We start from the raw sequence: 14,922 nt of genomic DNA, 5'->3' as shown, positions 1-14,922 counted from the left end.
AGCTGGATCCCGTATGGGACGGATAATAGGGAGAGACAAAAAAATCGCGATGCGAGTGCTGCATGTGGTTATGCGGGACTCGCATAACCCATGAAAACCCTGCTACGACGGCTGTGATGCCGCTCGAAGGTGGCTCCAGAGGTTCTCGATAAACTCGCTGCGATTCGACGCGTCGCGGTACACCCGAAGCTCGACTTCAAGCTGCCACTCGGCGCGCCCCGCCGGCACCAGCGCGCCCGAGTCCAGTTCGGCAACGATGGAGCTCCTCGGCAACCACGCGACGCCCTCACCCTCCAGCACGAGTTTCTTCAGCACCTCGGCCATGTCCGATTCGTAATGGAGTTGCAGCGCCGGCGTCGACGCGGCGCGCGCCAGCAGCAACGCGAGGCAGCGGCCAAAGTAACTCGTCTCGGTATAGGAGATGAGAGGAAGCGGCCGGTTGGCGGTGCCAGGCAACCGGTACGCGGGCCCCGAACGTTGATTGGGCCGGCACACCGGCATGAAGGTATCCACGCCGACCGTCAGATGCTGATATCGCGCGGGGTCGAGGTGTAACGGCAACTCGGGATGATGGTAGGCAAACATCAGTTCGCAGTTGCCGTTGACGAGCATCAGGATCGAGTCGTGCACGTTCGTCGGGACGACCCGGGCACGCACTTCGCCGAAATGGGCGGTGAGCGTCTTCAGCCACGCCGGCAGGAAGCTGAGCGCGATGGTGTGGCCCGCCGCGATCTGCAGGCCCTTGCCGGCCATTCGCTGCTCGGTCCGGATGATGGCGCGCGTATCGAACAGCTTCTCGATGATGTCCTCGGCGGCCTCCTGAAACAGCCGCCCCGCTAGCGTCAGCACCGGAGGAAAGCTGCTGCGGTCGATGAGGTCCGCGCCCACCCACTGTTCGAGCGACTGGATTCGCCGGCTGAAACCCGACTGGGTCACGTTACGAAATTCCGCTGCCCGTGAAAAACTCTGATATCGGGCAAGCGCGATGAAATCCTCAACCCATTTGATTTCCATATCCGGTCCTGTGACGACGCGTCGCCCCTGCGAGCGCGACAGATTCTACGCCGGGGCGGCGGTGCACGCGTTGAGGAAGCAGCGTCGTAGTTATGCCGACAGCACGAAAGAAATTGGGAAAAGGAGGGAAAAACCGAGGGCGAAAAAAAAGGCGTCACGTTGCCGTGACGCCTTAAAAAGTTCTAGCCATTCCGAGGGCCGTGCTAGAACCTGAGAGACGGGATCCGAAAGCGTTGACCCAACACTACAGCGCCCCGAAGAGCGCGCGGCACAGACTGTAAAGGTGGACTGTTTAAGGACACTCGACCAGACACTGCGCGGGCCACGGCAGGTTCTACACTTGCAAATAACCGAACCTGAAACCGTCTTTCGAAATGAGATTCCATTTTTTATGGTTATGCTGACTAAGTCAAGCAAAATCTAAAGAGCCATTCGTCGCACCGGCAAAATATTCCGATACAATGAATCTTCTGAGGAAAATTCCATTAAATGCCCCATTTTGGGGCTCACCGGCGACCCGTTTTGCATCGCTCATCTCCGCTGCCGTGTACAAAAAACTGAAATAAAGTTCCAGAAAAACACATGATCAGACCCAAGTCGACCCGGCTGGAAGCAGACCCGCTCAAGGATAAAGACGCGTCCGGCGACGAAGTCACCGCGTTGGCGCGCGGTTTGACCGTGTTGCGCGCCGTTGCCGCCGCCGACGCGCCGCTCAGCAATCGCGAGTTGACCGAACTGACCGGCATTCCGAAGCCGACCGTGTCGCGCATCACCGCGACCCTCGTCGGCGCGGGCTTCCTGTTCCGCCTGCCGGACAGCGAGCGCTTCGTGCTGACGTCGTCGGTACTGGAATTGAGCAACGGTTTTCTGCGCAACTTCGACATCCGGGCCCGCGCACGGCCGTTCCTGATCGAACTCGCCGAACGTACCGCGCTGTCCGTGCACCTCGCGGTGCGCGACCGGCTCGACATGGTCGTGATCGACGCGATCCGGCCGCGCTCGGCGGTGCTCGTGTCGCGTCTCGAAATCGGCTCGCGCATGAATATCAGCCGTACCGCGATCGGCCGCGCCTATCTTGCCGCGCTCGCGCCCGCCGATCGGGAAAAGCTGCTGATCGGCCTGCAAGCCGCCGAGGGCGACGACTGGGGCCACGTCGGCAGCCGGCTCGACAGCGCGCTGCAGGAGACCATGGAACGCGGCTTCGCGATCGCGACCGGCGAGTGGTACGACGGTCTGAACGCGATCGCACTCGGCTTCACCGGTCCGTCGGGCGAGCGCTATGCGGTCAACTGCGGCGGCTCGGCCGACCAGTGTCCGCGCGACTGGCTGATCTCGCGCGCGGCACCGGCCCTGCTGGAATGCGTCGCGCGGATCGTGCTGGAGATCGGCGGCACGCCGGGGCGCCGGCTGGATACCTGAGGCTGGATACCTGAGGCCGGATATCTGAGGCTGGATACCTGACGGATGCCCGAGGCTGAGCCGCTGTCATCTTCCCTTCAACCTCGATGCCCACTTGAAGACATCCTGTAACCTTCGTAATCAAAAGAAAAAAACACGGGTGGACTGTTACAGAGGCGACGACGTAGGATCATGCATTCCCGTCGCGGGGCGCGGCTCCGGCTGGGCGTTATGCCCGGTCATCATTCGCCGGCCAGTCTTTTTTCACGCCGCATTGCGTTAACATCTTTGTCCCGCGCCTCGGGTAGCATCGCGCAGAACAAGCACGACGCTCCCGCTGTCGAAACCGCCTGTCACGCCGTCCGCGCGCCGGCCCGCTGCAATTCCGAGCGGCTCGAACGCGCGAACGGCTCACATCCAAGTCAGCCACCAGACCGAACCGATGGACGAACAACAAAAGCATTCGGATACCACACGCCCTGTCACCCCGGCTTCCCAACCGTCCACCAGCGGTCCGGCGCGCTCAACCGGCCCATCCGCCGCACCCGGTGCGGTCAAACGGCATCGCGGCCGCAACATCGCGCTGATCGTGGCGGCGCTGGTCATTCTCGGCATCGTGCTGTGGCGCTGGCATCCGTGGGGTAGCCCCGGCGGCGCAGCGGGCGGCAGCGCGGCGAGCGGTCACAGCGGCGGTCGTGGGGGCCGCGGCGCGGCGCTCGGCAACCAGCCGCAACCCGTGCACGTGGCAACGGCAACACAAGGCGAAATGCCGGTCGTGCTGACCGCGCTCGGCACGGTCACGCCGCTCGCCAACGTCACGGTGCTGCCGCAGTTGAGCGGCACGCTGCAGGACGTGTATTTCAAGGAAGGCCAGATGGTCAGGAAGGGTGACGTGCTCGCCCAGATCGACCCGCGGCCTTACCAGATCTCGCTGGAAAACGCGCAGGGCACGCTGGCCCGCGACCAGGCGCTGCTGCAAACCGCGCGCCTCGACCTGAAGCGCTACCAGACGCTGCTCGCGCAGGACTCGATCGCGAGTCAGCAGGTGGATACGCAGGCCTCGCTGGTGCGCCAGTACGAAGGCACGGTGAAGTCCGATCAGGCGAATATCGATACCTACAAGCTCGACCTCGTGTACGCGCGCATCACCGCGCCGGTGTCGGGCCGCGTCGGTCTGCGCCAGGTCGATCCGGGCAACTACGTGACGCCGAGCCTGGCCAACGGCCTCGTCGTGATTACGCAGTTGCAGCCGATCAGCGTGATCTTCACCACCTCCGAAGACAACCTGCAGCAGATCATCCAGCAGACCCAGTCGGGCGCGAAGCTGTCGGTCACGGCGTACGACCGCAGCAACACCACGTCGCTCGAAGGCGGCTCGCTCGAAACGCTGGACAACCAGATCGACACCACCACCGGCACCGTCAAGCTGCGCGCGATCTTCCAGAACCCGAACAACCTGCTGTTCCCGAATCAGTTCGTCAACACGCGCCTGCTGGTCGATACGATCAAGGACGCGGTGATCGTGCCGACCACCGCGGTGCTGAACGGCTCGATGGGCCAGTTCGTCTACGTCGTTAAGCCGGACAACACGGTCACCGTGCGGCCGGTCAAGGTCGGCCCGGTGGACGGCGAACGCACCAGCATCAAGTCCGGCGTGCAGGTCGGCGAGCGCGTGGTGATCGACGGTTCGGACCGCCTGAAGGAAGGCGCGAAGATCACGATTCCGGCGGACAAGCCACGCGGCGCATCGGGCGCGCGCGGCGCGCATGGCGCGAGCGGCGCCAGTAGCGCGGCCGCCGCGTCGGGCGCCTCCGGCACACACGGGCATCATCGCAAACACGCGACACAAGACTCGCAATAAAGGCACGGCACTTACCGCATGAATCCATCCCGCGCCTTTATTCTGCGTCCCGTCGGCACCGCGCTGCTGATGGCGGCGATCATGCTGGTCGGTCTCGTCGCGCTGCGCTTCCTGCCGCTGTCCGCGCTGCCCGAAGTCGACTATCCGACCATCCAGGTGCAGACCTTCTATCCGGGCGCGAGCCCGGACGTGATGACCTCGTCGGTGACGGCGCCGCTCGAACGGCAGTTCGGGCAGATGCCGTCGCTGAACCAGATGTCGTCGCAAAGCTCGGCGGGTTCGTCGATCATCACGCTGCAGTTCAGCCTCGATCTGCCGCTCGACATCGCCGAGCAGGAAGTGCAGGCCGCCATCAACGCGGCGGGCAACCTGCTGCCGTCCGACCTGCCCGCGCCGCCGATCTACGCGAAGGTCAACCCGGCCGACGCGCCGATCATCACGCTCGCGATCACGTCGAAGACGATGCCGCTGACCCAGGTGCAGGATCTGGCCGACACGCGTCTCGCGCAGAAGATCTCGCAGGTCGCGGGCGTGGGTCTGGTGAGCCTGTCGGGCGGCCAGCGCCCGGCCGTGCGGATTCAGGCGAACCCGCGCGCGCTCGCCGCGTACGGTCTGAACCTGGACGATCTGCGCACCACCATTTCGAACCTGAACGTCAATACGCCGAAGGGCAACTTCGACGGCCCCACGCGCAACTACACGATCAACGCCAACGACCAGCTCACCGACGCCGACGCGTACAAGAGCGCCGTGGTCGCGTACAAGAACGGCCGCGCGGTGATGCTGACGGACGTCGCCACCATCGTGCAGGGCGCGGAGAACACCAAGCTCGGCGCGTGGGTCGACGGCACGCCGGCCATCATCCTGAACGTGCAGCGCCAGCCGGGCGCGAACGTGATCCAGGTGGTGGACAGCATCAAGGCGCTGCTGCCGCAGTTGCAGCAGTCGCTGCCCGCCGCGCTGGAGGTGCAGATCGTCACCGACCGCACCACCACGATCCGCGCGTCCGTGCGCGACGTGCAGTTCGAACTGGCCATGTCGGTCGTGCTGGTCGTGCTGGTGATGTACCTGTTCCTCGCCAACGTCTACGCAACCATCATCCCGAGTCTGTCGGTGCCGCTGTCGCTGATCGGCACGCTCGCGGTCATGTATCTGTGCGGCTTCTCGCTCGATAACCTGTCGCTGATGGCGCTGACCATCGCGACCGGCTTCGTGGTCGACGACGCGATCGTGATGATCGAGAACATCGCGCGCTACGTGGAGGAAGGCGAAGCGCCGCTCGAAGCCGCGCTGAAAGGCTCGAAGCAGATCGGCTTCACGATCATTTCGCTGACGGTCTCGCTGATCGCCGTGCTGATTCCGCTGCTCTTCATGGGCGACGTGGTCGGCCGCCTGTTCCACGAATTCGCGATCACGCTGGCGGTGACGATCGTGATTTCGGCCGTGGTCTCGCTCACGCTGGTGCCGATGATGTGCGCGAAGCTGCTGCGCCACACGCCGCCGCACGAGAGCCACCGTTTCGAGGCGAAGGCGCACCGCGCGATCGACTGGGTGATTGCCCGTTACGCGGTCGCGCTGACATGGGTGCTGAACCGGCAGCGTTCCACGCTGTTCGTCGCGCTGCTCACCCTGGTGCTGACCGGCCTGCTGTACGTGTTCATTCCGAAGGGCTTCTTCCCGGTGCAGGATACCGGCGTGATCCAGGCGATCACGCAGGCGCCGCAGTCGGTGTCGTATGCGTCGATGGCCGAGCGTCAGCAGGAACTCGCCGCGCAGATCCTGAAGAACCCGGACGTGGAAAGCCTGACCTCGTTTATCGGCGTGGACGGCAGCAACATCACGCTGAACAGCGGCCGCATGCTGATCAACCTTAAGCCGCGCGACGACCGCGACAACACCGCGAGCGACGTGATCCGCCAGTTGCAGAAGGACGTCGCGCATATTCCGGGCGCGTCGCTGTACATGCAGCCGGTGCAGGATCTGACGATCGATTCGACCGTCAGCCCGACGCAGTACCAGTTCATGCTGACCGATCCGAATATCGGCGAATTCACCACGTGGGTGCCGAAGCTGGTGGACCGGCTCAAGCAGTCGCCGGAACTCGCCGACGTCGCGACCGATCTGCAGGACAACGGCCAGTCGGTGTACATCGAGATCGACCGCGCCACCGCGTCGCGCTACGGCATCACGCCGGCCACCGTCGACAGCGCGCTGTACGACGCGTTCGGCCAGCGCATCATCTCGACCATCTTCACGCAGTCGAACCAGTACCGCGTGATCCTCGAAGCGCAGCCGTCGATGCAGCATTACACCGACTCGCTGAATTCGATCTACCTGCCCTCCTCCACCTCGTCCGGCGGGCAGGTGCCGCTGTCGTCGATCGCGCGCTTCATCGAGAAGCCCGCGCCGCTGCTGGTCACGCACCTGAGCCAGTTCCCGGCCACCACGGTGTCGTTCAACCTCGCGCCGGGTTCGTCGCTGGGCGCGGCGGTCAAGGCGATCGATCAGGCGGAGAAGGACATCGGCCTGCCGGCGTCGTTCCAGACGCGCTATCAGGGTGCGGCGCTGGCGTTCCAGGCGTCGCTGTCGAACGAGCTGTTCCTGATTCTCGCGGCGATCGTCACGATGTACATCGTGCTCGGCGTGCTGTACGAGAGCTTCATCCACCCGATCACGATTCTGTCGACCCTGCCCTCGGCCGGCGTCGGCGCATTGCTGGCGTTGCTGATCACCGGGCACGACCTGGACATCATCGGCATCATCGGCATCGTGCTGCTGATCGGTATCGTGAAGAAGAACGCGATCATGATGATCGACTTCGCGCTCTACGCGGAGCGCGAGGAAGGCAAGGCGCCGCGCGAGGCGATCTACCAGGCGTGCCTGCTGCGTTTCCGGCCGATCCTGATGACCACGCTCGCCGCGCTGCTCGGCGCGCTGCCGCTGATGCTCGGCACCGGCGCCGGTTCGGAACTGCGCCGCCCGCTCGGTATCGCGATTGCCGGCGGCCTGATCGTCAGCCAGTTGCTGACGCTGTTCACCACGCCGGTGATCTATCTCGCGTTCGACTCGCTGGGCCGCCGTGCGCGTGCGCGCTTCAATCGCGGCGGACCGTCCCACGACGCGACACCGCCCGCCACCGACGCAGGGAACTGACCGATGAATCTATCGCGTCCGTTTATCTCCCGCCCGGTCGCCACCACGCTGCTGGCGATCGGCATTGCGCTGGCCGGCGTGTTCGCGTTCACCAGGCTGCCGGTCGCGCCGCTGCCGCAGGTCGATTTCCCGACCATCTCGGTGCAGGCTTCCTTGCCGGGCGCGAGCCCGGACACGGTGGCCACCAGCGTGGCCAGTCCGCTCGAACGGCACCTCGGCTCGATCGCCGATGTGACGGAAATGACGTCGATGAGCTCGGTGGGCTCGACCCGCATCACGCTGCAGTTCGGCCTGAACCGCGACATCGACGGCGCCGCGCGTGACGTGCAGGCGGCGATCAACGCCGCCCGCGCCGACCTGCCGGCGAGCCTGCGCAGCAACCCGACGTATCACAAGGTCAATCCGGCCGATGCGCCGATCCTGATTCTCGCGCTCACCTCGAAGACGCTGACCGCCGGCCAGTTGTACGACTCCGCCGCGACGGTGCTGCAACAGTCGCTCTCGCAGGTGGACGGCGTCGGCGAAGTGGACGTGAGCGGCTCGGCCAATCCGGCCGTGCGCGTCGAACTCGAGCCGAATATGCTGTCGCACTACGGCATCGGTCTCGAAGACGTGCGCGCGGCGCTCGCCGCCGCCAACGCGAACAGCCCGAAGGGGTCGATCGAGTTCGGCGCGAACCGCGTGCAGATCTATACCAACGACCAGGCCAGCAAGGCGTCGCAGTACAAGGATCTGATCATCGCGTATCGCAACGGCTCGGCGGTGAAGCTGTCCGATGTCGCCGAGGTGGTCGATTCGGTCGAAGACCTGCGCAACCTGGGGCTCTTCAACGGCAAGCGTTCGGTGCTGGTGATTCTGTACCGTCAGCCGGGCGCGAACATCATCGATACGATCGACCGCGTGATGGCGATGCTGCCGCAATTGCACGCGTCGCTGCCCGCCGACGTCGACATCGCGCCGGCCGGCGACCGCTCGACGACGATCCGCGCATCGCTGAAGGACACCGAACACACGCTGCTGATCGCGGTCGCGCTGGTCACGATGGTGGTGTTCCTGTTCCTGCGCAACTGGCGCGCCACGCTGATTCCGAGCATTGCCGTGCCGATTTCGATCATCGGCACCTTCGGCGCGATGTATTTATTGGGCTTTTCGATCGACAACCTGTCCTTGATGGCGCTGACCATCGCGACCGGCTTCGTGGTCGACGACGCGATCGTCGTGCTGGAGAACATTTCGCGGCACATCGAGAACGGCGTGCCGCGCATGAAGGCCGCGTTTCTCGGTGCACGCGAAGTCGGCTTCACGGTGCTGTCCATCAGTATTTCGCTGGTCGCCGTGTTCCTGCCGATTCTGCTGATGGGCGGGATCGTCGGCCGGCTGTTCCGCGAATTCGCGCTGACGCTGTCGCTGGCGATCGGCGTCTCGCTGATCGTCTCCCTCACCCTCACGCCGATGATGTGTTCGCGTTTGCTGCGCGAAGCGCATGAGAAGAAGGAAGAAGGCCGTGTTGGCCGCTGGCTCGAACGCAACTTCGCGCGGATGCAGCACGGTTATGAACGCACGCTCGGCTGGGCCTTGCTGCATCCACGGCTGATCGTGACGATTCTGCTGCTGACGATCGGCCTGAACGTGTGGCTCTACATCATCGTGCCGAAGGGCTTCTTTCCGCAGCAGGACACCGGGCGCATGATCGGCGGGATTCAGGCCGACCAGAGCACGTCGTTCCAGGCGATGAAGGGCAAATTCGCGCAGATGATGGAGATTGTCGGCAAGAATCCGGCGGTGGATAGCGTGGCCGGCTTTACCGGCGGCCGGCAGACCAACTCCGGCTTCATGTTCGTCACGCTGAAGCCGAAGAGCGAGCGCAAGCTGTCCGCCGATCAGGTGATTCAGCAACTGCGCGCGCCGCTCGGCGACGTGGCCGGCGCGCGGACGTTCTTGCAGGCGGTGCAGGATATTCGCGTCGGCGGACGGCAGTCGAACGCGCAGTATCAGTTCACCTTGCTGGCCGATTCGACGCCCGATCTGTACAAGTGGGGGCCGTTGCTGACCGAGGCGTTGCAGGCGCGCCCCGAACTCGCCGACGTCAATTCGGACCAGCAGCAAGGCGGCCTCGAGGCGATGGTGACGATCGATCGCGCGACCGCATCGCGCCTGGGGATCAAGCCGGCGCAGATCGACAACACGCTGTACGACGCGTTCGGGCAGCGGCAGGTGTCGACGATCTACAACCCGCTGAATCAGTATCACGTGGTGATGGAAGTCGCGCCGAAGTACTGGCAGAGCCCGGACATGCTGAAGCAGATTTACGTGAGTACGTCGGGCGGGAGCGCTAGCGGCGCGCAGACGACGAACGCGCCGGCGGGGACCGTGACTGCGGCGGCGGCCGTTTCGTCGACCACCAGTACGAGCGCTGCTACCGGCGGTGCGGGTGGGACGACGGCGTCGAGCGTGGCCAGTATCGCGGCCGACTCCGCGCGGAATCAGGCGATCAATTCGATTGCCGCGAGCGGGAAGTCGAGTGCGTCTTCCGGTGCGGCGGTGTCGACGTCCAAGGAAACGATGGTGCCGTTGTCGGCTATCGCGAGCTTTGGTCCGGGGAATACGCCGTTGTCGGTGAACCACCAGAGTCAGTTTGTCGCGTCGACTATTTCGTTTAACTTGCCGCCGGGGGTTTCGTTGTCGACGGCGACGCAGGCGATTTACGACACGATGGCGCAGATCGGCATGCCTGGCACCATTCATGGCAGTTTCCAGGGCACGGCTCAGGCATTCCAGCAGTCGATGTCCGATCAACCCATTCTGATTCTCGCTGCGCTGGCTGCCGTGTATATCGTGCTTGGGATGCTGTATGAGAGCTATATTCATCCGCTCACGATTCTTTCTACCTTGCCTTCGGCTGGGGTGGGGGCGTTGCTGGCGCTGCTGTTGTTCAAGACGGAGTTCAGCATCATTGCGCTTATCGGTGTGATCTTGCTGATCGGTATCGTCAAGAAGAACGCGATCATGATGGTCGATTTCGCTATTGAGGCTTCGCGGCAAGGGCTTTCTTCGCGGGATGCTATTTATCAGGCGTGTTTGCTGCGGTTTCGGCCCATTATGATGACGACGTTCGCCGCACTGCTTGGGGCGCTGCCGTTGGCTTTTGGGAATGGCGAAGGGGCTGAGCTGCGGGCGCCTTTGGGTATTGCTATTGTCGGTGGGCTTATTGTTAGTCAGATGCTTACGCTCTATACGACGCCGGTTGTTTATCTTTATATGGATCGGATTCGGGTGAGGTGGGAGGACAGGAAGGCCCGGAGGGCAGGGACGGCGGCGGTTTGAGGTTTGTTTTGGTTTTTTTGCCTGTGCGGCGCTTTTGGTGGTTCGCTTGGTGTGTTGGCCTTTTCTTGTATTGTTAGTGGTCGATTAGGCTCGCCCCTGTGCGGGGCAGGCACTTACTTCTCTTTGCCGCGGCAAAGAGAAGTAAGCAAGAGAAAGCCGCTCAAACCGCTAATTCTTAAGCGGGTCCCCCGCACAGCCACGGTAGTGGCCCATCTGGAATCCGTGTTCTCGCGCACTCCGCGTTCGTGACACAGCAGTCATTCTTTCGGCAGCGCTGCGCGCGCCGGTGCGGTCGTTCTCGAATCGGTCACCGGGGCGCTTCTCGACCGTGGCTTTGTCGCTGGATTGCCCTTCCCACTCGTCACATCACTCGGAAGTTTCAACACGTTACGACGCAGCACGTACAAATGCGGTGCCTCAATCGTCGTGCTTAAACGTCGTCAAGCAGCCGCGCTATGGACGTGCTCCGCTCGCCTTAGTCTCGTGGGTCGCGCCGTTTTTTCGTGGCGGCTCATAGCCGCTTCAATGTGCTACCGCCGTTCGGCGCGTTAGCGTTTTTGCGTCGCTTGCACACGCCGCCATCGAATTCGGCAGCGCGCCCTCTTCGCCTGCCATCGACGTCTCCGCCGCCTTCGCCAGCAACTTCGTCGCGTAGCGTGCACTCAGTTGCGATTGCGGAACGCCACGTGCGTCCAACGCCACAATCCCATACAACTCGCGGTCAATCTCCACCTCCCGCCGGTACGCCTCCCCCGTCTCGATCCATAAACCCAGCAACGTACGTTGACGCGCCCGCTCATCCATCGTCGTCGCCGGGTTCTGGTAGATCGATGTCGCCAACGTCAGCAAATTGTCCAGTTGCGTCATCTGCCGCTCAATCATCCGGAACGCCGACAACGCAAGCCGCTCATATTGATCACCATCCACAGCAGCACGCGACGCCGTTCGAGTTTTCTTCGGGGTTTTACTCATCTGCGATCTCCAGTTTCCTGACTCGGATCGCCCGACACTAGCTTGCAAAGATGGTGAGCGGGCGCATTGACGAGGTTCACAGACCGGTGCGCAGTACCACAAACCGGCGAGCCGCGAGGCTCCCCCGCCAAGGCCCGCCCATAGAGACGCGCGAAGGCAGCCGCTCGCTCGCATCGGCAAGCTCGCGGGGTACTGTGCTTGACGGGCTGTGAAACCCGTTTGTTGTGAAGGACACAACAAAACGAGTCTAAATCGTCAGGCATCCCGATCGATCACCCGTCCGGGCTAAATTGAGCACGCCAACCACTTTTCCGAAATTTCCCAACGCGCGTGTCGGAATTGGAGGTAGTCGCGAATGGCGGATGGAGCGGTCATTGCAGGGGGAAGATGATAGAAAGCGCGTCGCCGGCAGCATCTGCACTGCCGGCGTACGCGCTTGCGGTCAGCGTTGGGCGTCGAGTTGTTCCGCTCCGATCTTCGCGTTCGACATAGGTCATTCGAAGACTGGAGCGGAGGGTCGACTTATCAGCCAAGCGGCCAGTTCAGGATCACCAGGGCGTCGTTGTAGTCGTCATCGCCGCCGTCTTCGGAGCCGACTAGGCCGAAGTAGGTTTTCTTGAAGATATCGACCTGACGCGAGCCGAGTTTGGACTGTTTGCCGTTGGCTTCGACGACGACGTGGACCTTGCCTTTGCCCGAGTTGATGATTTGGGTCTGGAGGTTTTTGTCGTCGACGCCGGCGCCCTTGAAGGTTGCGCTTGGGTTGGCGGGATCGTCGACGAACACCTTGACAGTTTGTTCCGCGGCCGAGTTGACGAGCACGGTGACGCCGAAGCGGATGTTGGGTGGCAGATTGAACCAGCCGTCGCGTTCGCCGCCGCCGCCGTTGTCGCCACCGCCGTTATCGCTGGTGCCGGGATCGGTGACGGTTTTATCGATGCGCCACCAGCCGGTGATATCGGGCGGCGAGTTGAGGGATGCGGTGCGCAGGACGTGCTTGAACGCATCGGTTTGATTGGCGTCGTTATGGGCGTTGGCGGTGCGTTCGAGGGACTTGTTGAGCAGGTTGACGAACATCCCATATTCGAGGGGATCTTTAAGATCGCCGGATGCCTGATTGCTGGGGCCGACGGCTGTCGAGCCGGAGATGACCCAGGTTTTCAGATTGGTGGCCACGGAATTATCGCTGGCCATGACGTAGGTGTTGTCGACGTTATTGATGGCGAGATAGCGCGTGGCGCCTGCGTCATCCTGCACGGTGATCCAGACCTCTTCGAAGTTAGCGACGGGATCGCCGGCTTTCTTCGCCGAGTTTGCGGGAGGAATGATTTTCCAGACATAGTCCGAGGCAAAGTTTTTGCCGGGCTGCGCGACCTCGGTCCAGAGCTTGTCGAATTTCTCGGGATTCTGGACGCCTTTCCAGATAAGCGAAAGAAAGTAGCCGGAGAAATTATCTTGCCCATTACGAAGCGCAACCGTATCGCCGAATTTGAGAACGTTACCCAAAGCGCACCTCAATAAAAAGAATGTTTTTTAGATAAAAATACCCAACGCAATAACGCCCCGCCCAATACGACACACCAGACACCACCAATCCAGACCCAGACGGGGCAAGGCAAGTATAAGCAGACGAATCGAATAAGAAGAAGATTATTTATAGAATCCCCAACATTTATGCCGCACAAATAAATCCCACCGGCATAAAACATTAATTTAAAACAACCAGAAACGAAACTATGTTAAATCCCTTAACAATTAACAGCCACCGATTTAACAATGAGAAGAAAAACAAATACCGCGCATAACTGCGGATCAAGACACGCGCACACAAGGCAGGAAGCCGGAAGAAAACGACGAGGGGGGGATAAAAGAACGACCACAGGGCGCGCGCAGCGCCGCTGGAGGAATGACTGCTGTGTCACGAACGGGGAGTTTGCGAGGACACGGATTCCAGATGCACCACTACGGCGGGGCGGGGCACGGTGCCCACTTATGAGCTGGCGGGTTGAAGCCGCTTTCTTTGCTTACTTTCTTTGCGGCGGCAAAGAAAGTAAGTGCCTGCCCCGCACAGGGGCGACACTAATAGACCACAAGCAAAACAAGGAAAGGCCAACAACAGCAACAGCAACAGCAACAGCAAAAAAAGTCAGAGCTTCTCCCGCACAGCAAGCCCAAGAACCCGCCACCACCGCGTAGCCTCTCCCTTATCCCGCATGGGCAAAACCCAAACACCATGCCTGGCATCTTTAACCTGAAGCACGACCTGCCACCCTCCATCCTGCGCTCGCAGATCAACCTTCACGAGATCGGCAAAAATATAACTCCCAACCTCACTACCAAGACGAATCTCAAGAAACCGCTTAACCGCAGCAATACGAACAGACCCCCAATCGCTCTGAAGCGAATGAGTCCAATCCCCATCCCGCACATTAGGCGCGACCTCTTTACGCCGCCGCAACCAGTAAGCCAAACCGGCAGCAACCAGCAAGGCCGCCAGGACGGCAACCCCAACCGCCACCCCCACCCCAAAAGCCGCGCGCAGCGCCCCAAACGCCCACACAACGCCATAAACCAAAGCGCCAAGCGCAGCCAACCCCACAACAATAGGCATATCGAGAAACCCGCTTACTGTTGAGGATGCGCCGCCGCCCACTCCTTCACCGCCTTGAGCGTATTTTCCACATGCTTCTCGGGCGACAGACTGGTGTACTCGTAAATGATCTTCCCATCCGGTGCGATCACATACGACACGCGATTGGCCATCGAAGCATGCATCGGCAGCCCGGCATCGTAAGCGCCGATCACCCTGGAATCGGCATCCGCCGCGACAGGAAACTTGCTCCGGCACTCGCTGACCGAGAACTTGGTCAACGTATCGATATTGTCATGCGACACCCCGATCACCGTCGCACCGTACTTCTTGTACTCGTCGACGGCCTCGGCGAACTCATGCGCCTCGATCGTGCAACCTTTGGTGAACGCCGCCGGATAGAAATAGAGCACGACGGGCCCCTTCTTGAGCTCGTCGGCCAGCGAATAGGTATAAGTCTTTCCGCCCAGCGAAGCCTCGGCGGTAAACGCCGGCGCCACATCGCCAGGCTTGAGCGTCGCGCAAGCGCTCAGCGAATAGATAGCAAAACCAGCCGACAGGACAGCGGCGAGCGCCATCGGTACGAATCTCTTCTTCATGAGCGGTTCCT

The 14,922-nt window shown here is 62.0% G+C and carries 10 protein-coding genes; 4 read left to right on the top strand and 6 right to left on the bottom strand.

Features of this window, described 5'->3' with window-relative positions:
- Positions 1–102: 102 nt before the first annotated feature.
- Together LFL96_RS07455 and LFL96_RS07450 are read right to left on the bottom strand one after the other, a co-directional pair.
- On the bottom strand, positions 103–1,014 hold the full coding sequence (locus LFL96_RS07455) for a LysR substrate-binding domain-containing protein (protein WP_280999709.1): 912 nt from the start codon (positions 1,012–1,014) through the stop codon (positions 103–105).
- A gap of 409 nt (positions 1,015–1,423) precedes the next feature.
- Positions 1,424–1,549 carry a hypothetical protein gene (locus LFL96_RS07450; RefSeq protein WP_280999680.1) on the bottom strand — a complete coding sequence of 42 codons (126 nt, stop codon included), beginning with the start codon at positions 1,547–1,549 and terminating at the stop codon, positions 1,424–1,426.
- Positions 1,550–1,596: 47 nt separating this feature from the next.
- Between LFL96_RS07450 and LFL96_RS07445 the strand changes: the two genes are divergently transcribed.
- From LFL96_RS07445 to LFL96_RS07430, 4 genes are all read left to right on the top strand, one after another.
- Complete coding sequence (locus tag LFL96_RS07445) at positions 1,597–2,433, top strand: IclR family transcriptional regulator (RefSeq protein WP_280999677.1); 837 nt, start codon at positions 1,597–1,599, stop codon at positions 2,431–2,433.
- Positions 2,434–2,854: 421 nt separating this feature from the next.
- Positions 2,855–4,273 carry an MdtA/MuxA family multidrug efflux RND transporter periplasmic adaptor subunit gene (locus LFL96_RS07440; protein ID WP_280999675.1) on the top strand — a complete coding sequence of 473 codons (1,419 nt, stop codon included), beginning with the start codon at positions 2,855–2,857 and terminating at the stop codon, positions 4,271–4,273.
- An 18-nt stretch (positions 4,274–4,291) separates the two neighbouring features.
- On the top strand, positions 4,292–7,426 hold the full coding sequence (locus LFL96_RS07435; RefSeq protein WP_280999672.1) for an MdtB/MuxB family multidrug efflux RND transporter permease subunit: 3,135 nt from the start codon (positions 4,292–4,294) through the stop codon (positions 7,424–7,426).
- A 3-nt stretch (positions 7,427–7,429) separates the two neighbouring features.
- Positions 7,430–10,750 carry an efflux RND transporter permease subunit gene (locus LFL96_RS07430; protein WP_280999670.1) on the top strand — a complete coding sequence of 1,107 codons (3,321 nt, stop codon included), beginning with the start codon at positions 7,430–7,432 and terminating at the stop codon, positions 10,748–10,750.
- 522 nt (positions 10,751–11,272) lie between these two features.
- Here the strand turns inward: LFL96_RS07430 and LFL96_RS07425 are convergent.
- The 4 genes from LFL96_RS07425 to LFL96_RS07410 all read right to left on the bottom strand — a co-directional run bounded on the left by LFL96_RS07425 (position 11,273) and on the right by LFL96_RS07410 (position 14,911).
- Entirely contained in the window at positions 11,273–11,722 is a 450-nt protein-coding gene (locus LFL96_RS07425) for a hypothetical protein (protein ID WP_280999668.1), read from the bottom strand.
- Between the two features lie 525 nt (positions 11,723–12,247).
- Entirely contained in the window at positions 12,248–13,228 is a 981-nt protein-coding gene (locus LFL96_RS07420) for a fucose-binding lectin II (RefSeq protein WP_280999666.1), read from the bottom strand.
- Positions 13,229–13,868: 640 nt separating this feature from the next.
- Positions 13,869–14,333: a hypothetical protein gene (locus LFL96_RS07415; RefSeq protein ID WP_280999664.1), complete on the bottom strand. Its 465-nt coding sequence runs from the start codon at positions 14,331–14,333 to the stop codon at positions 13,869–13,871.
- A gap of 14 nt (positions 14,334–14,347) precedes the next feature.
- Positions 14,348–14,911, bottom strand: a complete 564-nt coding sequence (locus LFL96_RS07410; protein ID WP_280999662.1) for a peroxiredoxin — start codon at positions 14,909–14,911, stop codon at positions 14,348–14,350.
- Positions 14,912–14,922 lie beyond the last annotated feature (11 nt).

Source organism: Paraburkholderia sp. D15 (assembly GCF_029910215.1).
Classification (GTDB): Bacteria; Pseudomonadota; Gammaproteobacteria; order Burkholderiales; family Burkholderiaceae; genus Paraburkholderia.
Note: the sequence above shows the minus strand (reverse complement) of the source record. Positions and strands in the feature narration are given on the sequence as shown.